Annotated in this window: 24 protein-coding genes; 17 read left to right on the top strand and 7 right to left on the bottom strand. The window is 63.2% G+C overall.

Annotation, left to right across the window (positions count from 1 at the left end; translation table 11 throughout):
- Nucleotides 1-8: 8 nt before the first annotated feature.
- The 4 genes from uraD (at nucleotide 9) to LK03_RS12865 (ending at nucleotide 3,604) form a co-directional block, all read left to right on the top strand.
- On the top strand, nucleotides 9-524 hold the full coding sequence (uraD, locus tag LK03_RS12880) for a 2-oxo-4-hydroxy-4-carboxy-5-ureidoimidazoline decarboxylase (RefSeq protein ID WP_038412776.1): 516 nt from the start codon (nucleotides 9-11) through the stop codon (nucleotides 522-524).
- 87 nt (nucleotides 525-611) lie between these two features.
- On the top strand, nucleotides 612-1,112 hold the full coding sequence (locus tag LK03_RS12875) for an ureidoglycolate lyase (protein WP_038412775.1): 501 nt from the start codon (nucleotides 612-614) through the stop codon (nucleotides 1,110-1,112).
- 48 nt (nucleotides 1,113-1,160) lie between these two features.
- Nucleotides 1,161-2,480, top strand: coding sequence for a urate hydroxylase PuuD (locus LK03_RS12870; protein WP_038412774.1), 1,320 nt, complete (start codon nucleotides 1,161-1,163; stop codon nucleotides 2,478-2,480).
- Between the two features lie 341 nt (nucleotides 2,481-2,821).
- Nucleotides 2,822-3,604 carry an outer membrane protein OmpK gene (locus LK03_RS12865; RefSeq protein WP_038412773.1) on the top strand — a complete coding sequence of 261 codons (783 nt, stop codon included), beginning with the start codon at nucleotides 2,822-2,824 and terminating at the stop codon, nucleotides 3,602-3,604.
- A gap of 52 nt (nucleotides 3,605-3,656) precedes the next feature.
- On the opposite strand, the gene LK03_RS12860 is transcribed toward LK03_RS12865, so the two are convergent.
- Nucleotides 3,657-4,583: a DUF808 domain-containing protein gene (locus LK03_RS12860; RefSeq protein WP_038412772.1), complete on the bottom strand. Its 927-nt coding sequence runs from the start codon at nucleotides 4,581-4,583 to the stop codon at nucleotides 3,657-3,659.
- Between the two features lie 209 nt (nucleotides 4,584-4,792).
- On the opposite strand from LK03_RS12860, the gene LK03_RS12855 reads away from it, so the two are divergent.
- Complete coding sequence (locus LK03_RS12855) at nucleotides 4,793-5,404, top strand: TetR/AcrR family transcriptional regulator (protein WP_038412771.1); 612 nt, start codon at nucleotides 4,793-4,795, stop codon at nucleotides 5,402-5,404.
- 18 nt (nucleotides 5,405-5,422) lie between these two features.
- On the opposite strand, the gene LK03_RS12850 is transcribed toward LK03_RS12855, so the two are convergent.
- The gene (locus LK03_RS12850; protein ID WP_038412770.1) at nucleotides 5,423-5,863 is read right to left on the bottom strand and encodes a GlcG/HbpS family heme-binding protein; all 441 of its coding nucleotides are present in this window, start codon (nucleotides 5,861-5,863) and stop codon (nucleotides 5,423-5,425) included.
- Between the two features lie 253 nt (nucleotides 5,864-6,116).
- Between LK03_RS12850 and gcl the strand changes: the two genes are divergently transcribed.
- The 7 genes from gcl (at nucleotide 6,117) to LK03_RS12815 (ending at nucleotide 14,603) form a co-directional block, all read left to right on the top strand.
- The gene (gene gcl / locus LK03_RS12845; RefSeq protein ID WP_028694458.1) at nucleotides 6,117-7,892 is read left to right on the top strand and encodes a glyoxylate carboligase; all 1,776 of its coding nucleotides are present in this window, start codon (nucleotides 6,117-6,119) and stop codon (nucleotides 7,890-7,892) included.
- 60 nt (nucleotides 7,893-7,952) lie between these two features.
- Complete coding sequence (gene hyi / locus LK03_RS12840) at nucleotides 7,953-8,735, top strand: hydroxypyruvate isomerase (RefSeq protein WP_038412769.1); 783 nt, start codon at nucleotides 7,953-7,955, stop codon at nucleotides 8,733-8,735.
- 56 nt (nucleotides 8,736-8,791) lie between these two features.
- Entirely contained in the window at nucleotides 8,792-9,685 is an 894-nt protein-coding gene (locus tag LK03_RS12835; RefSeq protein WP_038412768.1) for a 2-hydroxy-3-oxopropionate reductase, read from the top strand.
- A gap of 194 nt (nucleotides 9,686-9,879) precedes the next feature.
- On the top strand, nucleotides 9,880-11,154 hold the full coding sequence (locus tag LK03_RS12830; protein WP_038412767.1) for a glycerate kinase type-2 family protein: 1,275 nt from the start codon (nucleotides 9,880-9,882) through the stop codon (nucleotides 11,152-11,154).
- Entirely contained in the window at nucleotides 11,151-12,566 is a 1,416-nt protein-coding gene (gene pyk / locus LK03_RS12825) for a pyruvate kinase (RefSeq protein ID WP_038412766.1), read from the top strand. Before LK03_RS12830 ends, pyk begins: the two co-directional genes overlap by 4 nt.
- 103 nt (nucleotides 12,567-12,669) lie before the next feature.
- A complete protein-coding gene (locus LK03_RS12820; RefSeq protein WP_038412765.1) occupies nucleotides 12,670-13,533 on the top strand; it encodes an urea transporter in 864 nt (287 codons plus the stop codon).
- Nucleotides 13,534-13,619: 86 nt separating this feature from the next.
- Nucleotides 13,620-14,603: an IS5 family transposase gene (locus tag LK03_RS12815; RefSeq protein ID WP_081951595.1), complete on the top strand. Its 984-nt coding sequence runs from the start codon at nucleotides 13,620-13,622 to the stop codon at nucleotides 14,601-14,603.
- Between the two features lie 239 nt (nucleotides 14,604-14,842).
- Here the strand turns inward: LK03_RS12815 and LK03_RS21585 are convergent, their stop codons facing one another.
- The gene (locus LK03_RS21585) at nucleotides 14,843-15,775 is read right to left on the bottom strand and encodes an RHS repeat-associated core domain-containing protein (RefSeq protein WP_049870484.1); all 933 of its coding nucleotides are present in this window, start codon (nucleotides 15,773-15,775) and stop codon (nucleotides 14,843-14,845) included.
- Nucleotides 15,776-15,936: 161 nt separating this feature from the next.
- Between LK03_RS21585 and LK03_RS12805 the strand changes: the two genes are divergently transcribed.
- Nucleotides 15,937-16,785, top strand: coding sequence for an ion transporter (locus tag LK03_RS12805; protein ID WP_049870483.1), 849 nt, complete (start codon nucleotides 15,937-15,939; stop codon nucleotides 16,783-16,785).
- Between the two features lie 53 nt (nucleotides 16,786-16,838).
- Here LK03_RS12805 and LK03_RS21580 read toward each other — a convergent pair whose 3' ends face one another.
- On the bottom strand, nucleotides 16,839-17,723 hold the full coding sequence (locus tag LK03_RS21580) for an RHS repeat-associated core domain-containing protein (RefSeq protein WP_240478607.1): 885 nt from the start codon (nucleotides 17,721-17,723) through the stop codon (nucleotides 16,839-16,841).
- A 198-nt stretch (nucleotides 17,724-17,921) separates the two neighbouring features.
- Here LK03_RS21580 and LK03_RS12795 point away from each other — a divergent pair, with 198 nt between their 5' ends.
- Entirely contained in the window at nucleotides 17,922-18,920 is a 999-nt protein-coding gene (locus LK03_RS12795; protein ID WP_038412763.1) for a sulfate ABC transporter substrate-binding protein, read from the top strand.
- 166 nt (nucleotides 18,921-19,086) lie between these two features.
- Nucleotides 19,087-21,117: a mechanosensitive ion channel family protein gene (locus LK03_RS12790; protein WP_038412762.1), complete on the top strand. Its 2,031-nt coding sequence runs from the start codon at nucleotides 19,087-19,089 to the stop codon at nucleotides 21,115-21,117.
- A 10-nt stretch (nucleotides 21,118-21,127) separates the two neighbouring features.
- Here the strand turns inward: LK03_RS12790 and LK03_RS12785 are convergent, their stop codons facing one another.
- Nucleotides 21,128-22,054, bottom strand: a complete 927-nt coding sequence (locus tag LK03_RS12785) for a class I SAM-dependent methyltransferase (protein WP_038412761.1) — start codon at nucleotides 22,052-22,054, stop codon at nucleotides 21,128-21,130.
- Nucleotides 22,055-22,639: 585 nt separating this feature from the next.
- Between LK03_RS12785 and LK03_RS12780 the strand changes: the two genes are divergently transcribed.
- Together LK03_RS12780 and LK03_RS12775 are read left to right on the top strand one after the other, a co-directional pair.
- Nucleotides 22,640-24,175 carry an NCS1 family nucleobase:cation symporter-1 gene (locus tag LK03_RS12780; RefSeq protein WP_038412760.1) on the top strand — a complete coding sequence of 512 codons (1,536 nt, stop codon included), beginning with the start codon at nucleotides 22,640-22,642 and terminating at the stop codon, nucleotides 24,173-24,175.
- Nucleotides 24,176-24,190: 15 nt separating this feature from the next.
- A complete protein-coding gene (locus LK03_RS12775) occupies nucleotides 24,191-24,919 on the top strand; it encodes an aspartate/glutamate racemase family protein (protein ID WP_038412759.1) in 729 nt (242 codons plus the stop codon).
- 91 nt (nucleotides 24,920-25,010) lie between these two features.
- Here LK03_RS12775 and LK03_RS12770 read toward each other — a convergent pair whose 3' ends face one another.
- Together LK03_RS12770 and LK03_RS12765 are read right to left on the bottom strand one after the other, a co-directional pair.
- Nucleotides 25,011-25,673: a histidine phosphatase family protein gene (locus tag LK03_RS12770; RefSeq protein WP_038412758.1), complete on the bottom strand. Its 663-nt coding sequence runs from the start codon at nucleotides 25,671-25,673 to the stop codon at nucleotides 25,011-25,013.
- Between the two features lie 189 nt (nucleotides 25,674-25,862).
- Nucleotides 25,863-26,201: an FKBP-type peptidyl-prolyl cis-trans isomerase gene (locus LK03_RS12765; protein WP_038412757.1), complete on the bottom strand. Its 339-nt coding sequence runs from the start codon at nucleotides 26,199-26,201 to the stop codon at nucleotides 25,863-25,865.
- Nucleotides 26,202-26,253 lie beyond the last annotated feature (52 nt).

Here is a 26,253-nt window from a genome sequence, read left to right as displayed (position 1 = left end):
ACCTGCCGATGACCGCCTTCCGCACCCTGACCCCGTCTTCCCTTGACCGCGATGCCTTCATCGCCGCCTTCGCCGACATCTACGAGCATTCGCCGTGGGTCGCCCAGCGCGTCTTCGATCAAGGGCCGTCGAGTGAACTGGATCAGGTCGAGGGTCTGCACCAGCGCATGAGCGCGGTGCTGCAGGCAGCCAGCCATGCCGAGCAACTGGCGCTGATCAACGCCCACCCGGATCTGGCTGGCAAGGCCGCGGTGCGTGGCGAACTGACCGAGTCGAGCACTGCCGAACAGGCCGGTGCCGGCATCCACCAGTGCACCCCGGAAGAGTTCGCCCGCTTCACCGCGCTCAACCACGCCTACAAGGCACGCTTCGCGTTTCCGTTCATCATGGCGGTGCGCGGCAGTGACCGGCAGCAGATTCTCGCCGCCTTCGAAACGCGCCTGCACAACGATGCAGACAGCGAGTTTCGCGAAGCCCTGAAACAGATCGACCGTATCGCCCTGCTGCGCCTTTCGCAGCTGTAACCCGTGCAACATCGGCCGCCAGGTGCGTGAAGCGTCCGCGCTGGCTGCCGCCTTTTCGCCTCCCCTTTCGATAAAGAGAACAAGACCATGCGCACCCTGATGATCGAGCCCCTGAGCAAAGAAGCCTTCGCCCCTTTCGGTGACGTGATCGAAACCGACGGCAGCGACCACTTCATGATCAACAACGGCTCGACCATGCGCTTCCACAAGCTCGCCACGGTCGAGACCGCCGAGCCTGAAGACAGGGCGATCATCAGCATCTTCCGCGCCGAGGCGCTGGACATGCCGCTGACCATTCGCATGCTTGAACGTCATCCGCTGGGCAGCCAGGCGTTCATTCCGCTGCTCGGCAACCCCTTTCTGATCGTGGTCGCGCCACTTGGCGATGCACCTGTATCGGGTCTGGTCCGTGCCTTCCTCAGCAATGGCAGGCAGGGCGTCAATTACCATCGCGGCGTCTGGCACCACCCGGTGCTGACGATCGAAAAGCGGGATGACTTCCTGGTGGTTGATCGCAGTGGTGCTGGCAACAACTGCGATGAGCATTACTTCACCGAGGAGCAATTGATGATCCTCAGTCCCCACTAATAAGAAAGGGCCGGTCATCGGCACGGTGGCCGGCGAAAGGTACGAACTGTGGAAGCACACCTTCACGAGTGGCTGAACCTGAGCATCCGCTGGGTGCACATGATCACCGGCGTGGCCTGGATCGGCGCGTCGTTCTATTTTGTCTGGCTGGAAAACAACCTCGACCGCAGGCAACCCCGCGAAGGACTGTCGGGCGATTTATGGGCGATCCACGGTGGCGGTATCTATCACCTGGAAAAGTACAAGCTGGCGCCGCCGCAGATGCCCGAGAACCTGCACTGGTTCAAATGGGAAGCCTATTTCACCTGGATGTCAGGCATCGCCCTGCTCTGCGTGGTGTTCTACTGGAACCCGACCCTGTACCTGCTGGCACCGGGCAGCACACTGTCGGGCACTGAAGGCGTGGCCATCGGCATCGGCTCGCTGATCGCCGGCTGGTTCATCTACGACCTGCTCTGCGACTCGCCACTGGGTAAACGGCCGATGCTGCTCGGTGCGGTGCTGTTCGTGCTGATCATCGCTGCCTGCTGGGGTTTCAGCCTGGTGTTCAGTGGCCGCGGCGCGTACCTGCACACGGGGGCGATCATCGGCACCATCATGGTCGGCAACGTGTTCCGCATCATCATGCCGGCGCAGCGCCAGCTGGTCGCCGCCATCGCCGAAAACAAGACGCCCGACCCGCTGCTGCCGGCCAAGGGCCTGCTGCGCTCGCGGCACAACAACTACTTCACCCTGCCGGTGCTGTTCATCATGATCAGCAACCACTTCCCCAGCACCTACGGCAGCCAGTACAACTGGCTGATCCTGGCCGGCATCGCCGTCGCCGCCGTGCTGATTCGCCACTACTTCAACACCCGCCACGCCAGCAACAAGTACGCCTGGACTCTGCCTGCCGGCGCCCTGGCGATGATCTGCCTGGCCTATGTCACAGGTCCCAAGCCGCTGCCCACTGCAGCCGATCAGGCTGCTGGCCAGATTCGCTACCAGCCGCTGCCTGCCACCGCCGTGGGCGGCAAGAGCGCCGCCGAGCATCGCGCCGAGCAGGCTGCACAAGCAGCGGCTGCACCGCCCCAGGCCCCGGCAGACGCCCGCACACCGGCAAGCGCCGAGGCCTTCACCCAGGTTCACGAGGTTATCCAGCAACGCTGCACCGTGTGCCATTCGGCCACCCCCACCAGCCCGCTGTTCAGCACCGCCCCGGGCGGCGTGCTGTTCGACACCCCAGAGCAGATGCATGCCCAGGCTGCGCGCATCCAGGCCCAGGCCGTGGCCAGCCAGATCATGCCGCTGGGCAACATCACCCAGATGACCAACGACGAACGCAAGCTGGTCGGCGACTGGATCGCCAAGGGCGCGCCCCTCGACTAGCGAGGCTGCGGCAAGCTCCAGGACGGGCGCGCACGCTGCTTTTTCTTGCCGCTTGCCGCTCGTAGCTGGCCGCTGCTTGCCGCCGCGCGCTGCCGCGCTTGAGACCCACCCCACAACCCAGTAACCTGCGCGCCTTTTTGCCCATGCAACAGGCCGCGCAGAGGGTTTTTGCTGACTTTAAAGTCAATGAAATCGGGGGTTTAGCGTCGTTTCAACGACGTTTCAGGGTATGCGCTGCCGACCACAGCGCGGCCCGTCCCAGTCCCTCGGCACGACCTTGCACAACGATAACGGCGCCACCCACGAGCGCCGACACTGAACCGACAGGAGCGACTTTCACCATGCGTACTTTCAACAGCCTGATTCTTGCCACCGGCCTGCTGGCCTGCGGCAGCGCCCATGCCGGCGACCTGCTGCAATGGCAGAGCAACAGCCTGACCTATCTGTGGGGCAAGAACTTCAAGGTCAACCCGCCGACCCAACAGACCTTCACCTTCGAGCACGCCGACGGCTGGAAGTACGGCGACAACTTCCTGTTCATCGACCGCATCGGTTATCAGGGCAAGAAAGACGCGCGCAACGGTGGCGACACCTACTACGGCGAGTTCACCCCGCGCCTGTCGTTCGGCAAGATCTTCGACCAGAACCTGTCGTTCGGCCCGATCAAGGACGTGCTGCTGGCACTGACCTACGAGTTCGGCGAAGGCGATGCCGACAGCTACCTGATCGGCCCAGGATTCGACCTCGACGTACCAGGCTTCGACTACTTCCAGCTCAACTTCTACCAGCGCACCACCGACGGCAGCCGCCCGGGCGACAACGTCTGGCAGATCACTCCGGTATGGGCCTATACCCTGCCGCTGGGCGACTCCGATGTGCTGATCGACGGCTACATGGACTGGGTGGTCGACAACGATGAAAACCGCCGCGGCACCTACCACGCCAACCTGCACTTCAACCCGCAGGTCAAGTACGACCTGGGCAAAGCGCTGAAGCTGGGCGAGAAGCAGCTGTACGTCGGCTTCGAATACGACTACTGGAAAAACAAGTACGGCATCGAGAGTTCTTCAGGCTTCAACACCAACCAGAACACCGCAAGTTTCCTGGTCAAGGTGCACTTCTAAGGGTACGCCGCGGCACGGCCTGGGCTTTACCAGGCCAGGCCACCGGCGCCCGCTACTCGGCGCTGCCCAGGCGCCCACGCACCCAGCCAAAGCCGCCGACCAGCAGCGCGGTGACAAAGCCTGCCACTGCACCGATCACGCCGAACAGGCCTAGCTTGACCACCGGACCCCATCCTGCGGTATCGGCCACCAGCGCTTCGACGGCGTGTTCCAACGGCGCGATGCCCTCGGCGACGAACGTGCCGCCGACCAGGAACATCGCCAGCGTGCCGATCCACGACAGCGCCTTCATCAAGATCGGCGCCGCTGCCACCAGCCCCTTGCCGAACGAACGAGTCATGCGCCCCCACAATCCTTGCGCCTGGGTCTTGGCCAGGGCGAAGCCTGCGTCATCGAGGCGCACGATGCCGGCCACCAGGCCATATACGCCCACCGTCATCAGCACCGCAATCAGCGCCAGGGTGATGATCTGCTGATACAGCGGCGCCTCGGCCACCACATTGAGGGTGATGACGATGATCTCGGCGCTGAGGATGAAGTCGGTCTTGATCGCGCCCTTGATCTTGCGCTTCTCATAGGCGGCCAGCGCTTCGGGGGTCTTGGGCGCGGCTTTTTTTTCCGTGTTCTGCTCGCTATCCTTGTTGCGCGAGAACTTGTCCTTGATCGCCTCGAAGCCCTCATAGCAGAGGTAGATGCCGCCTGCCATCAGCAGCCATTTGACCGCCGCCGGCAGCACGGCGCTGAGGATCAGCGCACAGGGCACCAGAATCGCCTTGTTCTTCAGCGATCCTTTGAACACCGCCCACACCACCGGCAACTCACGGTCGGCCTTCATGCCGGTGACCTGCTCGGCGTTCACTGCCAGGTCGTCGCTCAACACGCTGGCGGATTTCTTCGCCGCCACCTTGCTCATCAACGAGATGTCGTCCAGCAACGCGGCGATGTCATCCAACAATGCAAAAAAACTGCTGCCCGCCATGTTCGTTCACCCTGGGTCGATGCTGGTCATTCACCCGGTCTGGCACAGGGTTGCGCCAAGGGTGAAACAGTGACTTACAGACCCATCGTCGACAGAGGAGTTCTGTCGTGAATTGCCGCGCAAAGGCCCTGCCTTGAGCGCCGTTCGAGCACGGTGCTACCATCGCGGGCCTTCCGCAGCCGCGGCCAGACACAGGACGATGCCCGACCATGAGCACCATTCGCGAGCGCAACAAGGAGCTGATCCTGCGCGCAGCCAGCGAGGAATTTGCCGACAAGGGCTTCGCGGCGACTAAAACCAGTGACATCGCGGCCAAGGCCGGGCTGCCCAAGCCCAACGTCTACTACTACTTCAAATCGAAGGAAAACCTCTACCGCGAGGTACTGGAAAGCATCATCGCGCCGATCATGCAGGCCTCGACGCCGTTCAATGCCGAGGGTGATCCGCGCGAAGTGCTGAGCGGCTATATCCGTTCGAAAATCCGCATTTCCCGCGACCTGCCGCACGCCTCCAAGGTGTTCGCCAGCGAGATCATGCACGGCGCGCCGCATCTTTCTGCCGCTCAGGTCGAGCAGTTGAACGCCCAGGCGCAACACAACATCGCCTGCATCGGCCAGTGGGTCGAGCGCGGGCTGATCGCCCCGATCGACCCCCACCACCTGATGTTCAGCATCTGGGCAGCGACCCAGACCTACGCCGATTTCGACTGGCAGATTTCCGCCATCACCGGCAAGGCCAAGCTCGCCGACAGCGACTACGACGCCGCCGCCCAGACCATCATTCGCCTGGTGCTCAAGGGCTGTGAGCCGGAGCCGGCCTGAAGCAATCGGCCCGCCTGGCTAAACCGCCACGCCCGCATCGGCCCGTAGCCCCGCCGCTTCGATTGCGCTGATGGCGCACTGTTCATCGATGTCCGAGGTGTCGCCACTGATGCCCACCGCGCCCAGCACGTGGCCCTCGCCATCGCGAATCAGCACACCGCCCGGCACCGGCACCACCGGCCGCTCGCCCAGGCCGTTGAGGGCGGCGAAGAAGGCCGGGCGTTGTTGCGCATCCAGCGCCAGCAGGCGCGAACCCTTGCCCAGGGCGATGGCGCCCCAGGCTTTGCCGATGGCGATGTCCGGACGAATCAGGCTGGCGCCGTCTTCGCGCTGCAAGGCCAGGAGATGGCCGCCCGCATCGAGCACCGCAACCGTCAGCGGCGCCGCCTCGATGGTGTGGCCTGCGCTTAATGCGGCGTCGACCAGACTCACGGCCGACTTGAGAGTCAAAGGGGTCATGGCTGTGTCCTCTTATTGTTCTACGAGAGCCGATGAATAGAAAAAGGCCTCACAAATAGAGCACACTAAATTGATTTATTGTATACAACATTTTCAAACGATCGTCTTAAATCTCTTCAAAAAGCCTGTCATCTGCCATTCTGACCCTTCATCTAGCCATCTCGCGAAAGGGATTGACCTCAACGAGAAAGGGTGAATAAACTCGGCCTCAGGCAAAGTTGTATACAATTACAATATCAATGAGGCACAAGTCATGAGCAAAATGAGAGCAATCGATGCGGCCGTGCTGGTCATGCGCCGTGAAGGGGTGACCACCGCATTCGGCATTCCTGGGGCGGCCATCAACCCGCTGTACTCGGCCTTGAAAAAGGCTGGCGGCATCGATCACGTCCTCGCGCGCCATGTCGAAGGCGCCTCGCACATGGCCGAAGGCTATACCCGCGCCAACCCGGGCAATATCGGCGTGTGCATCGGCACCTCTGGCCCGGCCGGCACCGACATGGTCACCGGGCTGTACAGCGCCTCGGCCGACTCCATCCCCATTCTGTGCATCACCGGCCAGGCGCCGCGGGCCCGTCTGCACAAGGAAGACTTCCAGGCGGTCGACATCACCAGCATCGTCAAGCCGGTGACCAAATGGGCCACCACCGTGCTGGAACCCGGCCAGGTGCCTTACGCCTTCCAGAAAGCGTTTTATGAAATGCGCAGCGGCCGCCCGGGGCCCGTGCTGATCGACCTGCCATTCGACGTGCAGATGGCCGAGATCGAGTTCGACATCGAGGCCTACGAGCCGCTGCCGGTGCACAAGCCGGCCGCCACCCGCGTGCAGGCGGAAAAGGCCCTGGCCCTGCTCAATCAGGCCGAACGGCCGCTGCTGGTGGCCGGCGGCGGCATCATCAACGCCGATGCCAGCGCGCAGTTGCAGGCCTTTGCAGAACTGGTCGGGGTGCCGGTGATTCCCACCTTGATGGGCTGGGGCACGTTGCCTGATGACCACCCGCTGATGGCCGGTATGGTCGGCCTGCAGACCTCCCACCGTTATGGCAACGCCAACCTGCTGGCCTCCGACCTGGTGTTCGGCATCGGCAACCGCTGGGCCAACCGCCACACCGGCTCCGTGGACGTCTACACCCAAGGCCGGCGCTTCATCCACGTCGACATCGAACCGACACAGATCGGCCGCGTGTTCACGCCCGACCTGGGCATCGTGTCCGATGCCGGCAGCGCCCTGGCGGCGTTCATCGAAGTGGCTGAAGAATGGCACGCCGCCGGCAAGCTCAAGGACCACAGCGCCTGGCTCAAGCAGTGTCAGCAGCGCAAGGCCACCTTGCAACGCAAGACCCATTTCGACCAGGTGCCGGTCAAGCCGCAGCGGGTCTATCAGGAAATGAACAAGGTGTTCGGCAAGGACACCTGCTACATCAGCACCATCGGCCTGTCGCAGATCGCCGGCGCGCAGTTCCTGCATGTGTACAAGCCGCGGCACTGGATCAACTGCGGCCAGGCCGGCCCGCTCGGCTGGACCATCCCCGCTGCCCTGGGCGTGGTCAAGGCCGACCCCAGCCGTCAAGTGGTGGCGTTGTCCGGCGACTACGACTTCCAGTTCATGATCGAGGAACTGGCGGTGGGCGCGCAGTTCAACCTGCCCTACGTCCATGTGCTGGTGAACAACGCCTACCTCGGCCTGATCCGCCAAGCCCAGCGCGGCTTCGACATGGACTACTGTGTGCAACTGGCCTTCGAGAACATCAACGCCAGCGATACCGCCAGCTATGGCGTCGACCATGTGGCCGTGGTCGAGGGCCTGGGCTGCAAGGCGCTGCGCGTGTTCGAGCCGAGCGAGATTGGCCCCGCGCTGCTCAAGGCACAAAAAATGGCCGCCGAGTTGCGCGTGCCGGTGGTCGTGGAGGTGATACTGGAGCGTGTGACCAACATTTCCATGGGCACCGAGATCGACGCGGTGAATGAATTCGAAGACCTGGCCCTGGTGGGCAACGACGCCCCCACCGCCATCTCGCTGCTCGACTGAACCCTCCCCCCGGCGCCTTCGCAGCGCGCGCCGGGTGAGCCATCCATCAGGAGACCGACCATGCCGCGCCTTGCCGCCAACCTGTCCATGCTGTTCACCGAACAGGATTTCCTTGCCCGTTTCAAAGCCGCCGCTGACGCCGGCTTCAGCGGCGTCGAATACCTCTTCCCGTACGACTTCGACGCCGCCGAGATTCGCCAGCAGCTCGATACCCACGGCCTGACCCAAGTGCTGTTCAACCTGCCGGCCGGCAACTGGGCCCAGGGCGAGCGCGGCATCGCCTGCCACTCCGAGCGGGTCAAAGAGTTTCGCGCCGGCGTCGAGCGTGCCATCGACTATGCCCAGGTGCTGGGCAACACCCAGGTCAACTGCCTGGCCGGCATCCGTCCGCAAGGGCTGAGCGATGAGCAGGTGCGACGCACCTTCGTCGACAACCTGCGCTTTGCCGCCGAGCGGCTCAAGGCGGCCGGCATTCGCTTGGTCATGGAGATGATCAACACCCGTGACATCCCGGATTTTTACCTGAACACCACGGCACAGGCACTGGATATTCACGCTGAAGTCGGCAGTGACAACCTGTTCCTGCAGTACGACATCTACCACATGCAAATCATGGAAGGTGACCTCGCCCGCAGCCTGCAAACGCATCTGGCGCTGATCCACCACGTGCAACTGGCCGACAACCCAGGGCGCAACGAGCCCGGCACCGGCGAGATCAACTACCACTTCCTGTTCCAGCACCTCGACCGCATCGGCTACCAGGGCTGGGTCGGCGCCGAATACAAGCCACTGACCACCACTGAGGCAGGCCTGGGCTGGCTGAAAACCTACAACGTGCTCTGAAGCGGCCGTCGTCCCCCTTCGCCGTCAACTTTCATAACTACAAGAGGCAATTTCTCATGGCCAAGATCGGCTTCATCGGCACCGGCATCATGGGCAAGCCCATGGCCCACAACCTGCTCAAGGCAGGCCACGACCTGTTCGTCTCCGAACACCACAGCAAGGCCCCCGCCGACCTGATCGAGGCCGGCGCGGTGGCCCTGGGCAACCCACGTGAAGTGGCTCAGGAAGCCGAATTCATCATCGTCATCGTGCCCGACACGCCGCAGGTCGAAAGTGTGCTGTTCGAGGCCGATGGCGTAGCCGAAGGTTTGGCGGCGAACAAGGTGGTGATCGACATGAGTTCGATCTCGCCCACCGCCACCAAGGCCTTCGCCGAACGCATCGCCAGCACCGGCGCCCAGTACCTCGATGCGCCGGTTTCGGGGGGTGAGGTCGGCGCCAGGGCGGCGACCCTGAGCATCATGGTCGGCGGCAGCGCCGAGGCCTACGAGCGCGCCCTGCCGTTGTTCCAGAGCATGGGCAAGAACATCACCCGGGTCGGCGACAGCGGCGCCGGGCAGACCGCCAAGGTCGCCAACCAGATCATCGTCGCGCTGAATATCCAGGCGGTCGGCGAAGCCTTGCTGTTCGCCGCGAAGAACGGCGCCGACCCAGCCAAGGTGCGCGAGGCGCTGATGGGCGGCTTCGCCTCGTCGAAGATTCTCGAAGTGCATGCCGAGCGCATGATCAACGGCACCTTCGACCCCGGCTTCAAGATCAACCTGCACCAGAAAGACCTCAACCTGGCCCTGCAAGGCGCCAAGGAACTGGGCATCAACCTGCCCAACACCTCCAATGCCCAGCAAGTGTTCAGCACCTGCGTAGCCCTGGGCGGCGGCAACTGGGACCACTCGGCGCTGATCAAAGGCCTGGAGCACATGGCCAATTTCTCGATTCGAGAACGCGACTAGCGGCGTTGCCGCTGGTCGCCAGCGGCAAGCTATGAGCTGCAAGCTGCAAGCTGCAAGCTGCAAGCGAAACCCAACCCAATACTGCTTGCAGCTTGCCGCTAGAAACTTGTGGCTCCCTGTCCCATCCGCTTTTACTTGCAGCTTGTAGCTTCCAGCTCGCAGCTGGCAGCCCGCTGCCCCCCAAAGGAGGCCCAATGTCGGTCGATCCACAATCCCTGCTCCGCTCGTTGTTCGACACCGCCATCGCCGCCGCGCATCCGCGTCAGGTGCTCGAGCCCTACCTGCCTGCCGACCGCAGTGGTCGTGTCATCGTCATCGGCGCGGGCAAGGCTGCTGCAGCCATGGCCGAAGTGGTGGAACAACACTGGCAAGGCGAAGTCAGTGGGCTGGTCGTGACGCGCTACGGGCACGGCGCCAGTTGCCAGAAAATCGAGGTGGTCGAGGCGGCACATCCGGTGCCCGATGCGGCGGGTCTGGAAGTCGCCGGCCGGGTGCTGGAGATGGTCAGCAACCTCAGCGAAGACGACCGGGTGATCTTTCTGCTCTCGGGCGGTGGCTCGGCGCTGCTGGCCCTGCCGGCCGCCGGGCTGACCCTGGCCGACAAACAGCAGGTGAACAAGGCGCTGCTCAAGTCCGGCGCGACCATCGGCGAGATGAACTGCGTGCGCAAGCACCTCTCGGCGATCAAGGGCGGGCGCCTGGCCAAGGCCTGCTGGCCAGCCACGGTGTACACCTACGCCATTTCCGATGTGCCGGGCGACCTTGCGACGGTGATCGCCTCAGGGCCGACCGTGGCCGACCCCAGCACCCGCACCGATGCCCTGGCGGTGCTCAAGCGCTATGCCATCGATGCGCCACAGGCGGTGCTCGACTGGCTCAACGACCCGGCTTCGGAAACCCTCAAGGCCGACGATCCGATGCTCAGCCGCAGTCACTTCCAACTGATTGCCAAACCCCAGCAGTCGCTCGAGGCCGCTGCCGTGAAAGCGCGCCAGGCCGGCTTCAGTGCGCTGATTCTGGGCGATCTGGAAGGCGAATCACGCGAGGTGGCCAAGGTGCATGCCGGCATCGCCCGGCAGATCGTCAAGCACAGCCAGCCGCTCAAGCCACCGTGCGTGATCCTCTCCGGCGGCGAAACCACCGTCACCGTGCGCGGCAACGGCCGTGGCGGGCGCAATGCCGAGTTTCTCCTGAGCCTGACCGACAGCCTCAAGGGCCTGCCGGGGGTGTATGCGCTGGCCGGTGACACCGATGGCATCGACGGCTCGGAAGACAACGCCGGCGCGCTGATGACCCCAGACAGCTATGCCCGCGCCAGCGCTTTGGGCCTGAGCGCCAGCGCCGAGCTGGATGACAACAACGGCTACGGCTATTTCCAGGCCCTCGACGCCCTGATCGTCACCGAACCGACGCGCACCAACGTCAACGACTTCCGCGCCATTCTCATCCTTGAGCAGCCCTATCCATGAACATCGACAAGAAGGTCAAGATTCTCGCTACCCTCGGCCCGGCCACCGCCAGCCTCGATGACGTGCGGCAACTGGCCGAGGCTGGGGTCAACCTGTTCCGCCTCAACTTCAGCCATGGCGAGCATGCCGATCATGCCCTGCGCTACGACTGGATTCGTCAGGTCGAGCAGCAGTTGAACTGCCCGCTGGGCATTCTCATGGACTTGCAAGGGCCGAAACTGCGGGTCGGGCGCTTCGAAGCGGGCAAGGTTGAACTGCGCCGCGGTCAGGCCCTGCGCCTGGACCTCGACCCGACGCCGGGCGATGCCCAGCGGGTCAACCTGCCGCACCCGGAAATCATCGCCGCCCTGCGCCCTGGCATGCACCTGTTGCTGGACGACGGCAAACTGCGCCTGCGGGTGACGGCCACCCATGCCGAGGCCATCGACACCGAGGTCGTGGACGGCGGCGAGCTGTCCGATCGCAAAGGGGTCAACGTGCCCGAGGCGGTGCTGGCGCTGTCGCCGCTCACCGAAAAGGATCGCCGCGACCTGGCCTTTGGCCTGCAGCTGGGGGTGGACTGGGTGGCGCTGTCGTTCGTGCAGCGCCCGCAGGACATCCTCGAAGCCCGAGAACTGATCGGCGACCGCGCCTACCTGATGGCGAAAATCGAAAAGCCCTCGGCGGTCGAACACCTGCAGGCCATCGCCGAGCAGGCCGACGCGATCATGGTCGCCCGCGGCGACCTGGGCGTCGAAGTGCCGGCCGAAAGCGTGCCGCAGATTCAGAAGCGCATCATCGCCACCTGCCGTCAGCTCGGCAAACCGGTGGTGGTGGCCACGCAGATGCTCGAATCCATGCGCTTTGCCTCGACCCCGACCCGCGCCGAGGTCACCGACGTGGCCAACGCCGTGGCCGAGGGCGCCGACACGCTGATGCTGTCGGCCGAGACCGCCTCGGGCGACTACCCGCTCGAGGCGGTGCAGATGATGAGCAAGATCATCCGCCAGGTGGAAAACGGCCCGGACTACCAGGCCCAACTCGACGTCGGCAGACCCAAGGCCGAGGCGACCGTCAGCGACGCCATCAGCTGTGCGATCCGGCGTATCAGCGGCATTCTGCCGGTGGCGGTGCTGGTCAACTACAGCGAGTCCGGCGCCTCGACCCTGCGCGCCGCCCGCGAGCGGCCGCGGGCGCCGATCCTCAACTTGACCCCAAATCTGATCACCGCGCGGCGCCTGAGTGTGGTGTGGGGGGTGCGCTCGGTGGTCAACGACCGCTTGCACCAGGTCGATGAAATCTGCTCGACCGCCTTGGAGATCGCCCAGGCGCAAGGCATGGCGCAGCGCGGTGACACCGTGCTGATCACTGCCGGTGTGCCTTTTGGCAAGCCAGGCACGACCAATACGCTGCGGGTGGAAACCTTGCTGTAACCACTGCGGGTCGCCCGGCGACCCGTGGCTTGAACCTGACACGTGCGGACAACCGTCGCCCACAGAGGCCGACCGCTTCCCTGCTCACCTGACAGACTGCCCCATGCCCCGCCAACCTTCTGCTGTCCCTTGCCCCGACTGGGCCACGGCGCTGCTCAACGGCTTCAGCCAGGTGCTGCTGTTGCGCAGCCCGCTGTGCGGCCTGTGCTGCCTGCTGGCCATTATGCTGACCGATCCGCACCTGGTCGGCGGCGCCCTGCTCGGCGCCCTCGCCGGCCTGCTCACCGCCCAGCGCCGCGGCTACGACCGCGCCGACCGTCAAGCTGGGCTGTACAGCTACAACGGCGTGCTGATCGGCATTCTGATCAGCGCTGTGCTGCCATGGTCGGCCATCGTGCCGCCGCTGATCATCGCCGCCGGTGGCCTGTCGAGCATCATCACCCACCAGTGGCGCAAACGCGGCGGCGAGCTACTGGTGGCTTATACGGCGCCGTTCGTGTTGTTGGGTTGGGGCGTGCTGGCGCTGGTCGAACCGGGCTCGGGCGGGCCAGCTGTAGTCGAGGCGAACCCTGCTCATGCCGTGGCTCGCGGCGTGGGGCAGATCTTTCTGCTCGATCGGCCGCTGGCGGGGTTGTTGATCATCGTCGGAATGTTCCTCGCCCAGCCCTACGCGGCGATGTGGGCGGTGCTGAGTTCAGCGATTGGCGCAGGCGTGGCGCTGCTGGCGGGTCAGGAGCAGGCGGCCTGGATGGGGTTGTATGGGTTCAATGCGGCGTTGGCTGCGCTGGCGTTCAGTCGCCAGGGGGAACGGGCGCGGGTGACGCTGCTGGCAATCGCTTTGGCACTAGTGCTGCAGCCGCTGCTCAGCCTGCTGCCAGTATCTGGATTGACCGCCCCGTTCGTGCTCAGTTGCTGGTTGATGCACCTCAGCGGGCGTGTGCTGCGAGGCAGGTTGCGCCCCGCTTAGGGATTCTCCGATCAAGTCAGCACAGGCCATCTGACCTGTGCTGAAATAGCCCCTCGTCCAACTGCCTTCTACAAGCCCGCCATCCCATGAGTCAGATGAGCTTTTCCGATTTCGAGTACGCCGGTAAGCGCAAGCAAACCCGTCGCGAGCGTTTCCTGGCTGAGATGGAGCAGGTGGTGCCGTGGAGCGGTTTGGTGGCGTTGATCGAGCCGCATTACCCGAAGGCTGGCGGTGGCCGCAAGCCGTATCCACTAGACACCATGCTGCGTATTCACCTGCTGCAGAACTGGTTCTCGTTGAGCGATCCAGCCATGGAAGAGGCGCTGTACGAGATCACTTCGATGCGCCAGTTTGCTCGTCTGACGCTCAGCGCTCCGATCCCCGAAGACACGACGATCATGAATTTCCGACACCTGCTGGAAAAGCATCAGTTGGCGGCGGGCATTCTGGAAACCATCAACAATTACCTGCGAGACAAAGGCTTGTCGTTGCGCCAGGGCACCATTGTCGACGCGACCATCATCCACGCACCCACTTCGACCAAGAACAAGGATGGCAAGCGCGATCCTGAAATGCATCAGACGAAGAAAGGTAATCAGTATTTCTTCGGCATGAAGGCGCATATCGGTGCCGATGCTGAGTCGGGCCTGGTGCACCACGTCCACGGTACAGCGGCGAATGTGGCCGATGTAACGGAGGTCGCTCACCTGTTGCATGGCGACGAAAATGTTATCTGTGCCGATGCGGGTTATACCGGCGTGGAGAAGCGACCGGAGCATGAAGGGCGGCCGGTGATCTGGCAGGTCGCAGCCCGCCGCAGTACCTACAAGCACTTGAGCAAACGCAGCGTGCTCTACAAAGCCAGACGCAAGATCGAGAAGCTCAAAGCGCAGACGCGAGCGAAAGTCGAACATCCATTTCGTGTGATCAAGCGTCAGTTCGGCTATGTGAAAACCCGCTTCCGTGGCTTGGCCAAGAACACGGCGCAACTGACCACGCTGTTTGCCCTGTCGAATCTGTGGATGGTGCGCCGGCAATTATTGCCGGCTACGGGAGAGATGCGCCCGTGAGGGCAGAAAACCAAGGCTATGCCTTGGTTTTCCAATAATCAGCGACTGAAAATCGGGCTTTTCGGCATCCCTCAACCGCTCACTTCCGGCTGATGAGCAACTTGTTCGGAGTTTCCTTAGACGGGTCAAGTCCGTTGCAACGCTCGTTCAGGACTTCGCACTTTTTCATTACGCATGCCACCCCTCGCCTATGCGCTAACGCTTGCCTCTCGGAACGAGCAGCGATCCTGAAGTAACTATCAACTCTTACGAATTGCCGAGTTGGCACTGCCAGGTTTAACAAGGCGTGGCTCCCAGTCGCGCACGAACCCCTCCTGCCCTTGTTCAACGTGGCCTGGAGGGTAATAGTAATTCCCGTCTGCCATGAAGTGGTTTCGATACCTATTGGTCTCGCTTTCCCAGAAGCCATGTTCGGCCCAGGTTTGTTCGTCACCACTTACGAGAGACCGTCCAATCGACTTTTTATCCGTGATGCCATAAATCAGAACCTGTTCTTTAGTGTTGACAAAATATTTGCCGCTATCAATGTCGTTGACCTGGTGCTCTCCGAGGATCGCTGGCTTGCCTGGATTGCGCGGATGGTCCTGAGGATTGATCGTAGCCTCAAACTGTACGTACATCTTTTGCTTCGAGCTCCACGCAACGCCACTCAATCGTTTTGTCGGATCGGCAACAAGTCTGCGGTGGATATCAAGTTTCGGTTCCATCACCAGCCTGACCACAGCATCCCTCCAATACTTCCCAGAGGGGTCGACCCGATTCACCGGGTCCGCCCCACAGTAGCTGTAAGCATTCAGCCCACCACGAGCAAACGGGCTCAACGTATCCGGGCTGTGGAATCGCATCAGTCGTGGCGAATACAGGCGATGGCCGTTTCCCAACAGATAGGCATCCGACGTGACGTCGTAACGTTCACCCACGAAGGCGAGCATATCCGCAGCGTGCGCCCCAGGCTTGAACCCATACGCTGTGAACGCTGAGGTGGCTGCCGGCGTCGATTCGCGGCGATCGAGAACTGTTCCCTGAACATCCGACTGCAGCAACGATACCGCCCTGGGCGTGACAATCGCCTGTGCAGAGGTTGGTCCGCGCAATACCCGGTGGAATCCATCATCGGCCAGCACCTGGTTCAGCCAGCTTTGCCCATAGAAAAATTTGATATTCCCTTTCATGTCCTTTTCCCAGAAAAATCATTTGAGGAGGTCACGCTATTCCCCTTGGTTCTCATGACTCAACTGGCACATTTAACAGGGGGGGTGGATACGCTGGCCGATCGATTGCCGATGAGCGATCCAGTCATTAGTCTTGACCATCGTCTTGCGGATCGATATTCATGCCCAGCCATCCCACCCTGCGCCAACGCCTCTACGTCATCGTCTTCCAGAACGACACCCCTGCCGGCCGGCGCTTCGACAAGCTGTTGCTGCTGGTCATCCTCGCCAGCCTGGTGACGGTGATTCTCGACAGCATCGGTGAGGTTCATCGTGATTACGCTCACCTGCTCGCCGCCATCGAGTGGGGGTTCACCACGGTGTTCCTGCTCGAATACCTCACTCGCCTGTACTGCTCGCCCAGGCCGCTGCGCTATGCCTTCAGCTTCTACGGGCTGGTCGACCTGCTGGCGATCGTGCCGGGGATCATCGCCCTGTATTACAGCGACGCGCAGTACCTGTTGATCATCCGCGTCATCCGCATGCTGCGCATCTTCCGTGTGCTCAAGCTCGGCCCGTACCTGAGCCAGGCCGATTACCTGCTCAAGGCCCTGCGTGGCAGCAAGCAGAAGATCATCGTCTTTCTGCTCAGCGTCTCGACCCTGGTGACGGTATTCGGCACGCTGATGTACGTGATCGAAGGGCCGGAACATGGCTTCACCAGCATTCCCAAGGGCATCTACTGGGCCATCGTCACCCTGACCACGGTGGGCTTTGGCGACATCGTGCCGCAGACCGCGCTGGGTCAGGTGCTGTCGTCGCTGGTGATGATTACCGGTTATTCGATCATCGCTGTACCTACCGGCATCTTTACCGCAGAGCTGGCCAATGCCATGCGCGGCGAGCAGGTGCAGCACGCCTGCCCGCGTTGCGCCAAGCCGCGACACGAGCAGGCGGCGGCGTACTGTTCGCGCTGCGGCAGCGCTCTGTACCTTGGGGCTGAGAAAACCCCAACGCGGGCAGATCGCTGAGCAGCAAGGCCCACGTGAGTGCAAGCGTTCGGCTGCAAGGCCGGACGGCGCAGTCAGGAATGCCCCGTCGTGCGAACCTGATTGACCTGCATTACCATCGCAGCCGGTACCCTCGGTGCGGCCAGTTGGTCGAGGATCGCCCCCGTGCGTGTACGCACGGCGGTCCATGCGTGGTTGAGCTCCTGCCGGGCAACCTGTCCAATTAAGCCAAGAACCTGCTCGCCCGGCACGTGAGCCTCGCCCCTGTAAACCATGCTTGTCAGTTGCTCGGCGCTAACCAGGAGTGTCCCCACTGTACGCGCTGGCGTGACAAAGGGTTCGCTGATCCGATTGCCCAGCAGTGCCAATTGATCCCGGCGAGGCACACGTGCAGTGACACCGCTGCTACCGAGCGTGACCTGGCTGTTGGGAAGGCCAAAAGCATTCAGGGAAACAGCGAGCACACGCCGTTCGCGGTCGAAGGTGACTGCGCTGGCCAGTTGCGAGTAGGCCCAAGGCTCCAGATGCACGTTCACACCGCTGGAGCTGATCCGCAGCCGGCTTCTGGGCGCGGCAGGCGCGATAAGTCCTTGGAGAAATGACCAAACCCCGAAATGCCCACTGGGATCGACCTGGTTGACCGGATCACCCGCGCAATAGCTGAAGGCATTGATGCCACCCGCGCCGAATGGGCTACTGCCGTCGGCCTGGCAAAAGCGCATCAACGCCGGGCGATACAGCCGCTGACCATTGCCCAGCAGATACCCCTGCGTACAAGGATCGGCAAGTTGTCCGGTATATGCGACCCGTCGCTCCCTCCTGCCGACATGATGCCCATACGCGGTATACGCCGGCGACCCAGCGTCGCGCGTGGGTGCAGAACTGAAGTTGCCTGTGCGGGCTCTTGGCTTTTGCATGCGTGCACCCTGATTCTGAGTGAGGGAGGCTTCAGCATTCACCAACCTCCAGAGCCCTACACCTGACAAAAAAATCAGGTGCAGACCACCAGGCACCCCTACCAACCGATCGATTCTCCTCACCACCGCACCGCCACCGGCAAGCATAACCACACCACTTTTTGTTCTTTAGCTGTGCACCAGTGAACCGCTATAGTCGCTGGCACATTGCCCTCTACTGGACCCAAAAAGGAACGCGTCGTGAAAAAACTGTTTACCGCCTCGCTGCTGGCCGCGGGCCTTGCCCTGAGCACCCTGGCCCAGGCCGCGCCGACCCTGCTGAACGTTTCCTACGACGTGATGCGCGACTTCTACAAGGATTACAACCCGGCGTTCCAGAAGCACTGGGAGGCCGAGCACAACGAGAAGGTCAACCTGCAGATGTCGTTCGGCGGTTCGAGCAAGCAGGCGCGTGCCGTGATCGACGGCCTGCGCGCCGACGTCATCACCATGAACATGGCCACCGACATCAATGCCCTGGTCGACAACGGCGCGCTGGTGCCGGACAACTGGGTCACGCGCCTGCCCAACAACAGCGCGCCGTTCACCTCGGCAACGGTGTTCATCGTGCGCAAGGGCAACCCCAAGGCCCTGAAAGACTGGCCCGATCTGCTCAAGGAGGGCGTGCAGGTGATCGTGCCCAACCCCAAGACCTCGGGTAATGGTCGCTACACCTACCTGTCGGCCTGGGGCTACGTGCTCAAGCAGGGCGGCGATGAAGCCAAGGCACGTGATTTCGTCGGCAAGCTGTTCAAGCAGGCGCCTGTGCTCGATACCGGCGGCCGCGCCGCTACTACCACCTTCATGACCAACCAGATCGGCGATGTGCTGGTGACCTTCGAGAACGAGGCCGAGATGATCGCCCGCGAGTTCGGCCGCGACCAGTTCGAGGTGGTCTACCCCAGCGTGTCTGCCGAAGCCGAACCGCCGGTGAGCGTGGTCGACAAGGTAGTCGACAAGAAAGGCACCCGCGCCGTGGCCGAGGAATACCTCAAGTACCTGTGGTCGCCGGCGGCCCAGGAAATCGCCGCGCAGAACTACCTGCGTCCGCGTGACGCCACGGTGCTGGCCAAGTACACCGACCGTTTCCCCAAGGTCGACTTCCTTTCGGTGGAGAAAACCTTCGGTGACTGGCGCACCGTGCAGAAGACCCACTTCAACGATGGCGGCGTGTTCGATCAGATCTACAGCGGCCAGTAAGCCTGCGGCTCGCCAGCCGGCCGAACCTGCAATCGCTGCAGGGGCGACCGGCCGGCCCAGCGAGCCAGACGCGAACGCCCCGCTACCCCAGCCGAACTTTCCAGCCTTCTGCCTATCAGTTCCCTGAGTAAACCTGCCCCGCTCATCCCGGTCCGAGGATTATTCAGTGCTGCGATTCATCACCCCGTTTCTGCTCGGCTGCCTGCTGAGCACGCGACTGCTGGCTGCCGATCCGGCACCTGCCGAGGAACCCGCCGCCGAGCCTGAACCGGTGCTGCAAGGCGGCCTGCTCGGCGCCTTGGCCGACGGCCTGGACAGCGCGGCCAAGGAGCTCGACCTCGACGCCCACCTGGTCGATGCCTGGCGCCTGCGCACCGACCGTGCCGGCAAGGAAGTCGAGCGCCTGGTGGATCGCCATTCGGTCAGCGACACCCTGCAACTGGTGGTCGACTTCACCACCCTGACCGTGGCCTGGGCGGGCAGTTTTGCCGTGCTCAACCTGCTCGGGCGCTGGGTCTTCGCGCGCAGTCAGCGCACTCGCTGGCTGCAGCCACGCAACCGGGTCAAGGGCCTGCTCGGCTACCTGCTGCCCTACACCCTGCCGGCGCTGGCGGCGCTGCCCCTGACGCTGTACGCCAGTCGCTTCCTCGACCCCTCGATCGCCCGCGCCATGGGCCTGAGCCTGTCGTACGCCACCAGCAGCGGGCTGTTCTCCACCTCGATCATCCTTTGCCTGATCACCTTGTTCGATGCCGGGCACAAGCGCCGGGCAGTGGCAGCGATTCGTCGTCTGGCCCCACGGCCACTGTTTCTGATCGGCTTTCTGGCCGCCTGGAGCGACGCGCTGACCAGCCCGCAGATCGCCCGCCAGCTGGGCGGCAACATCACCAGCAGCATCGCCGTACTCACCGGCCTGACCGCCACCTTCATCTTTGCAAGCCTGGTGCTGCGCCTGCGCCGCCCGGTGGCGCACCTGATCCGCAACCGCAGCCTCAAGGATCGCCTCGGCCACCGCGCGGTGCAGGAAACCCTGCGCATTTTCTCCAACCTCTGGTACCTGCCGATCCTGCTGATGATCCTGGTCTCGGCGGTTCACCTGATCGGTGCCGGGGAGGAGAGCCAGAAGGCCTTGCAGAACGCCTTGCTGACCACCGTGCTACTGGTGGCCGGGGTGTTTCTGAGCACCACGCTGCAGCATTTTCTGGCGCCCCAAGGCAACGACAACGGCGCCCGCGCCCGCCCCTACATGGAGCTGCTGCGCAGCCTGGCGCATGCGTTGCTGCGGGTGGTGATGGCGGTGGCGTTCATCGAACTGCTCGGGCGCATCTGGGGCTTTTCGGTGCTGGATTTTGCCATGAGCAACAGCCTGGGCAAGGCGATCAGCAACTCGGTGTCGACCATCGGCCTGATCCTGATGGTCACCTGGCTGCTCTGGGTGGTGCTCGACACGGCGATCCAGGAAGCGCTGAAACCGGCCGTGGGCCGCCGGGCGGCGCGTCAGCCGAGCACCCGGGTGCGCACCATCCTGCCGATGCTGCGCAATGCGGTGAAGGTGATTCTGATCGTCATCTGCACCATCACCACCATGGCCAACCTGGGCATCAACGTCGCGCCGCTGCTGGCCGGCGCCGGGGTCATCGGCCTGGCCATCGGCTTCGGTTCGCAGCAGCTGGTGCAGGATGTCATCACCGGGCTGTTCATCCTCATCGAGGACACCATTTCCATCGGTGATTGGGTGGTGCTCGATTCCGGGCACGCCGGCACCGTCGAAAGCCTGACCATCCGCACCCTGCGCCTGCGCGACGGCAAGGGCTTCGTGCACTCGGTGCCGTTCGGCCAGATCAAGGCGGTGACCAACCAGTCGCGGCAGTTCGCCTATGCGTTCTTCTCGGTGCAGTTCACCTACGACAGTGATGTCGATGCGGCGCTGAAGCTGATTCACGACGTGGGCGAGTCGATCAGCGGCGATCCATTGCTGAGCATCAACCTGCAAGGCCCCTTGCAGGTCTTCGGTGTCGAGCGCATGGACCTCAACGGCTTCGTCCTCACCGCGCAGTTCCGCACCATCTCGGGCGGGCAATACGCGGTGAGTCGAGCGTTCAACGAGCGGTTGAAAAAGAAGGTCGACCAGACCGACAACGTCAGCTTCGCCCAGCTTTACCCCATGCGCCTGCCTGGCACCGAGACACCGGCATGAGCCGGCATCTTCAGCGGCGTGCGAACACCAGGGCCTTGAGACCGCCGTCCGGGTCGGCGTCGGGAAACTCGGGGGGATTGGCCAGGCGCTCGACGAACTGCAGCTCGGGCGCCGCCTCGGCCATACCGTCCAACAGGAACTGCGGACCGACCCCCGGATCGTTGACGCAGGCCAGCACCGTACCGCCGTCCGCCAACAGCTCGGGCAGGCGCCGGAGAATCTTCGCGTAGTCCTGGGTCAGCACGAAGCTGCCGCGCTGGAAGGTCGGCGGGTCGATGATGATCAGGTCGTACGGGCCGTACTTGCGCACCTTGCCCCATGACTTGAACAGCTCATGCCCCAAGTACGCCACCCGCGATGCGTCATGGCCATTGAGCCGGTGGTTGTCACGCCCCCGCGCCAGGGCCGATTTGGCCATGTCGAGGTTGACCACCTGCTCGGCGCCGCCAGCAATCGCCGCCACGGAAAAGCCGCAGGTATAGGCGAACAGATTCAGCACACGCTTGCCGGCAGCCTGTTCACGCACCCAGCGCCGGCCATAGCGCATGTCGAGGAACAGGCCGTTGTTCTGCCGCACGCCAAGATCGAGCAGATAGCGCAGGCCATCTTCGACCACTTCGTGCTGCGCGCACGGCTCACCGAGCAGCCACTGGGCGGGGCTGTCGGGCAAATAGCGATGCTGAATCAAGACGGCTTGCGCCGGCCACTGCGGGCGTTGTGCCAGGCTCTGCAGCATGGCCTCCAGCTCAGCCAGCTGACCTGCCGGAGGCTCACGAAACAGCGCCACCGACAGCACCCCGTCCAGCCAGTCGACGGTGATCTGCTCGAGCCCCGGCCAGCAGCGGCCACGGCCATGGAACAGGCGACGGGTTTGGTTCGGTGCGGGATCGAGGGCGGTCAGCAGGTGCTGTTCGAGGGTCTGGATAGGCGTGGTCATGGCTAGGTCGCAAGGCAAAAGTGCGCATTCTAGCGCCTTTGGCGAATGCGGCCAGACCAACGGCAGGATCTGCATCCTCGCCCGATTAGCGATGCGGTCGATGAAACAGCTCGCCATCTATACACCCACGGTATTTACCAAACAAATGTTAGTCATTAACTCTGTACACACTAATGTCACCTTAAGTGCCATTTTTGTGTGCACTTTATCGGGGTAACGCCCTGTGAAGTTACACTGATGCGACGGAAAAAGTTGACCTGACAATCAGGAAAGCACCCTTGGCAAAAATATAAGGGTGAAAATATAAAAAATTATATTCAATAAAATCAAAAACTTAACAAAATATATCGCGACTATATCGTTAGTAGGGTGAGCGCAGGGAAAGCGCGTGGCATGGAACTCGCTTCTTTGCGCTTGTGTTTTGTATACAACTTATTCAAAACATATACACACAAGAACCCGCAGCGCCGACTCAACGCCGGCAGTTGCGCCCAGAACCCAGTGATGCCCACGCTGCACTGACGAGAAGCCCGGCCCTGTGCCTCGCCGCTCATCGCAGTTCACGCGCATCAGGAGCCTGCCGGAATGAGCACCAGCCTCAACCTTGCCCCTGAACACCCCATCGCCCAAGACACCACCCTTTCCCAACCCGCCCAAGGCATGCCCGCCGACCTGGAACTGAGCCCGCGCCTGCACAACCGCGACCTGGCGCCCACGCGCCTGGCCGGACGTCGCTGGGGCGGCTACAGCATCTTCGCGCTGTGGACCAACGATGTGCACAACATCGCCAACTACTCCTTCGCCATGGGCCTGTTCGCCCTGGGCCTGGGTGGCTGGCAAATTCTGTTGTCGTTGGCCATCGGCGCTGCGCTGGTGTATTTCTTCATGAACCTGTCGGGCTACATGGGACAGAAGACCGGTGTGCCGTTTCCGGTCATCAGCCGCATCGCCTTCGGCATCCATGGCGCGCAGATTCCGGCGCTGATCCGTGCCGTCATCGCCATCGCCTGGTTCGGCATTCAGACCTATCTCGCCTCGGTGGTGCTGCGGGTGCTGCTGACCGCCGTGTGGCCGCAGGTGGCGGCGTACGACCACGACAGCGTGCTTGGCCTTTCCAGCCTGGGCTGGGCCTGCTTCCTGACGGTCTGGCTGGTGCAACTGGTGATTCTGGCCTACGGCATGGAAATGGTCCGCCGCTATGAGGGCTTCGCTGGCCCGGTGATCCTGCTGACCGTGGCCAGCCTGGCGATCTACATGTATTTCAAGGCCGATGCGCGCATCGCCTGGTCGGTGGCCGAGCCGCTGACCGGCTATGAGATGTGGCGCAACATCTTCGCCGGGGGCGCGCTGTGGCTGGCGATCTACGGCACCCTGGTGCTCAACTTCTGCGACTTCGCGCGCTCTTCGCCATGCCGCAAGACCATCCGCGTCGGCAACTTCTGGGGCCTGCCGGTGAACATCCTGGTGTTCGCGGTAATCACCGTAGTGCTGTGCGGCGCGCAGTTCCAGATCAACGGGCAGATCATCGACAGCCCGACGCAGATCGTCGCGGCGATCCCCGACACCCTGTTCCTGGTGCTGGGTTGCCTGGCCTTCCTGATCGTCACGGTGGCGGTGAACATCATGGCCAACTTCGTCGCCCCGGCGTTCGTGCTCAGCAACCTCGCCCCGCGCCACCTCAATTTCCGCCGTGCCGGCCTGATCAGCGCCACCGTGGCGGTGCTCATCCTGCCGTGGAACCTGTACAACAGCCCGGTGGTGATCGTGTACTTCCTGTCCGGCCTGGGCGCCCTGCTCGGCCCGCTGTACGGGGTGATCATGTCCGACTACTGGCTGCTGCGTAAGGGCTGCATCAACGTGCCTGAGCTGTACAGCGAAAACCCTGCCTGCGCCTACCACTACAGCCGCGGCGTCAACCTGCGCGCGGTGGCGGCGTTCGTGCCGGCGGCCTTGCTGTCGATCGTGCTCGCCCTGGTGCCGAACTTCCACAGCGTGGCGCCGTTCTCCTGGCTGATCGGCGCAGGCATCGCCGCAGCGATCTACCTGCTGATCGCCCCGCGTCGTTGCCACTACCAAGACGTCAGCGGCGAGTGCATCGCCGTCGACCACAGCAGTCACTGAAGCAAGGATCTTTCGATGCGTATTCTGATCGTCAACGTCAACACCACCGAGGCCATCACCGAGGCCATCGCCGAACAGGCGCGCAGCGTGGCGGCACCGGGCACCGAGATCGTCGGCCTGACACCCTATTTCGGCGCCGAGTCGGTAGAAGGCAATTTCGAGAGTTACCTGGCCGCCATCGCCGTGATGGACCGCGTGCTGAGCTACGACCAACCGTACGATGCAGTGATCCAGGCCGGTTACGGCGAGCACGGTCGTGAGGGCCTGCAGGAGTTGCTCGACGTGCCGGTGGTGGACATCACCGACGCTGCCGCCAGCACCGCCATGTACCTGGGCCACGCCTACTCGGTGGTCACCAGCCTGGACCGCACCGTGCCGCTGATCGAAGATCGCCTGAAGCTGTCCGGTCTGTACGAGCGCTGCGCGTCGGTGCGTGCCAGCGGCCTGGCAGTCCTGGAATTGGAGGCCGACCCACAGCGCGCGGTCGCAGCCATCGTCGAGCAGGCCGAGCGCGCGGTGCGCGACGACAAGGCCGAGGTGATCTGCCTGGGGTGCGGCGGCATGGCCGGGCTCGATGAACAGATTCGCCAGCGCACCGGGGTGCCGGTGGTCGACGGCGTCAGCGCCGCGGTGACCATTGCCGAATCGCTGGTGCGCCTGGGCTTGAGCACCTCGAAGGTGCGCACCTACGCCACGCCGCGGCCGAAGAAGGTCATCGGCTGGCCGCCGCGGTTCGGACGCTGATAGGATCGGTGCCGATGTGATCGGGTGAAGGCGTGGCGCGGACAGGGCGGCCTATCGGGGTGACACCCGATAGGCCGCCCTGCTGTTGTGGTCAGGTCGGACAGTCGTGCTCGCCGCCATCCAGGCCCTGACGCACGTTACGGGTCAGCAGGCTGGCCTCGCCGTCGTGCCAGGTCAGGGTCAGCACGTACAGGCTGTCGAAGTCTTCGTTATGCCAATCGTCGGTGATGGTCTGTTTCTCGCCCAGTGCCTTGCCTGCCACGGCGTTGATCAGGTCGGGCAAATACCCATGTGACCAGGCGGTGTACACCGTGGCGTTGCGGTACTTGTCGCGCATCAGCTCGTCGGCCAGATCATCGACCTCGTTGGCATCGAAGTCGATGTTCACTGGCAGACCCAGACGGATGGCGCTGGGGCTGACGGTCATCAGCGGACGCAGGTAACTGTAGCTGTTGTCCTGACTGCCTTCCTCGACATGCCGCGTCGGATTGGCGGCGAACACGTAGTCGGCATTGCCGAAGCGCTCGGGCAGCACCGTGGCGAGGTCGATTGCGCGATTGAGCCCCTGGCAGTTGAGCTGCCCCAGGCCTTCGCCGGGTTTTTCGGCGTGGCGCATGAAGACCAGGGTCTGGGTACCATCGACCGGTTCGGCGCGGCTGTCGAGCACTTGCAGCGCCACCGGCACACTGACCGCTGCAAGGGTCAGACCCAGCAGCAGGTGGCGGCGGCGGCGGAAAAAGGCGGGCAACGTCATAATCGGGCTCTTGCGGCAAAAGAAGAAACCCGCGCGCAGACCGTAGTGCACCTCAGGAATATCAGGGTCCTGCGGGGCGTGGGGTCAGGCGTGCGGCGCAATGTCTGAGTGCCATGATCGGATTTGGTTCCCCGCCACGGCCTCAGACACCCCGAGCCTGACACGGTCGTGTTGCCACAATGTGTCGCGTCAATCGTCTCGGGTGAGCACTTCCAGTACCTCGATTTCGAACGTCAGCTCGGCGTTCGGTGGAATGCGCCCGACGGCGCGCTCGCCGTAGCCCAGGGCTGCCGGCACCACCAGCCGGCGCTTGCCCCCGGCCTTCATGCCCATCAGCCCCTGGTCCCAGCCCTTGATCACCCGGCCGGTGCCGATCACACATTGAAACGGTTTTCCCCGCGACCAGGACGAATCGAACTCGCTGCCGTCGGCCAACCAGCCGGTGTACTGGGTGATCAGCAGCGCGCCCTTGACCACCACCTTGCCTTGACCTTCGACCAGGTCAGTGATGTGTACGGTATCGTTCATCGGAAACTCTCTTCCTCAGTGGCAGGCCCCGCCGCATGACAGCGTCAGGGCC

This window comes from Pseudomonas cremoricolorata (assembly GCF_000759535.1).
Classification (GTDB): Bacteria; Pseudomonadota; Gammaproteobacteria; order Pseudomonadales; family Pseudomonadaceae; genus Aquipseudomonas; species Aquipseudomonas cremoricolorata_A.
Note: the sequence above shows the minus strand (reverse complement) of the source record. Positions and strands in the feature narration are given on the sequence as shown.

Bases quoted from the DNA above. Each gene is read 5' to 3' on its own strand.
- uraD (WP_038412776.1), top strand. From the start codon at position 9: ATGACCGCCTTCCGCACCCTGACCCCGTCTTCCCTTGACCGCGATGCC.
- LK03_RS12875 (WP_038412775.1), top strand. From the start codon at position 612: ATGCGCACCCTGATGATCGAGCCCCTGAGCAAAGAAGCCTTCGCCCCT.
- LK03_RS12865 (WP_038412773.1), top strand. From the start codon at position 2,822: ATGCGTACTTTCAACAGCCTGATTCTTGCCACCGGCCTGCTGGCCTGC.
- LK03_RS12860 (WP_038412772.1), bottom strand. From the start codon at position 4,583: ATGGCGGGCAGCAGTTTTTTTGCATTGTTGGATGACATCGCCGCGTTG.
- LK03_RS12855 (WP_038412771.1), top strand. From the start codon at position 4,793: ATGAGCACCATTCGCGAGCGCAACAAGGAGCTGATCCTGCGCGCAGCC.
- LK03_RS12850 (WP_038412770.1), bottom strand. From the start codon at position 5,863: ATGACCCCTTTGACTCTCAAGTCGGCCGTGAGTCTGGTCGACGCCGCA.
- gcl (WP_028694458.1), top strand. From the start codon at position 6,117: ATGAGCAAAATGAGAGCAATCGATGCGGCCGTGCTGGTCATGCGCCGT.
- hyi (WP_038412769.1), top strand. From the start codon at position 7,953: ATGCCGCGCCTTGCCGCCAACCTGTCCATGCTGTTCACCGAACAGGAT.
- LK03_RS12835 (WP_038412768.1), top strand. From the start codon at position 8,792: ATGGCCAAGATCGGCTTCATCGGCACCGGCATCATGGGCAAGCCCATG.
- LK03_RS12830 (WP_038412767.1), top strand. From the start codon at position 9,880: ATGTCGGTCGATCCACAATCCCTGCTCCGCTCGTTGTTCGACACCGCC.
- pyk (WP_038412766.1), top strand. From the start codon at position 11,151: ATGAACATCGACAAGAAGGTCAAGATTCTCGCTACCCTCGGCCCGGCC.
- LK03_RS12820 (WP_038412765.1), top strand. From the start codon at position 12,670: ATGCCCCGCCAACCTTCTGCTGTCCCTTGCCCCGACTGGGCCACGGCG.
- LK03_RS12815 (WP_081951595.1), top strand. From the start codon at position 13,620: ATGAGTCAGATGAGCTTTTCCGATTTCGAGTACGCCGGTAAGCGCAAG.
- LK03_RS21585 (WP_049870484.1), bottom strand. From the start codon at position 15,775: ATGAAAGGGAATATCAAATTTTTCTATGGGCAAAGCTGGCTGAACCAG.
- LK03_RS12805 (WP_049870483.1), top strand. From the start codon at position 15,937: ATGCCCAGCCATCCCACCCTGCGCCAACGCCTCTACGTCATCGTCTTC.
- LK03_RS12785 (WP_038412761.1), bottom strand. From the start codon at position 22,054: ATGACCACGCCTATCCAGACCCTCGAACAGCACCTGCTGACCGCCCTC.
- LK03_RS12780 (WP_038412760.1), top strand. From the start codon at position 22,640: ATGAGCACCAGCCTCAACCTTGCCCCTGAACACCCCATCGCCCAAGAC.
- LK03_RS12775 (WP_038412759.1), top strand. From the start codon at position 24,191: ATGCGTATTCTGATCGTCAACGTCAACACCACCGAGGCCATCACCGAG.
- LK03_RS12770 (WP_038412758.1), bottom strand. From the start codon at position 25,673: ATGACGTTGCCCGCCTTTTTCCGCCGCCGCCGCCACCTGCTGCTGGGT.
- LK03_RS12765 (WP_038412757.1), bottom strand. From the start codon at position 26,201: ATGAACGATACCGTACACATCACTGACCTGGTCGAAGGTCAAGGCAAG.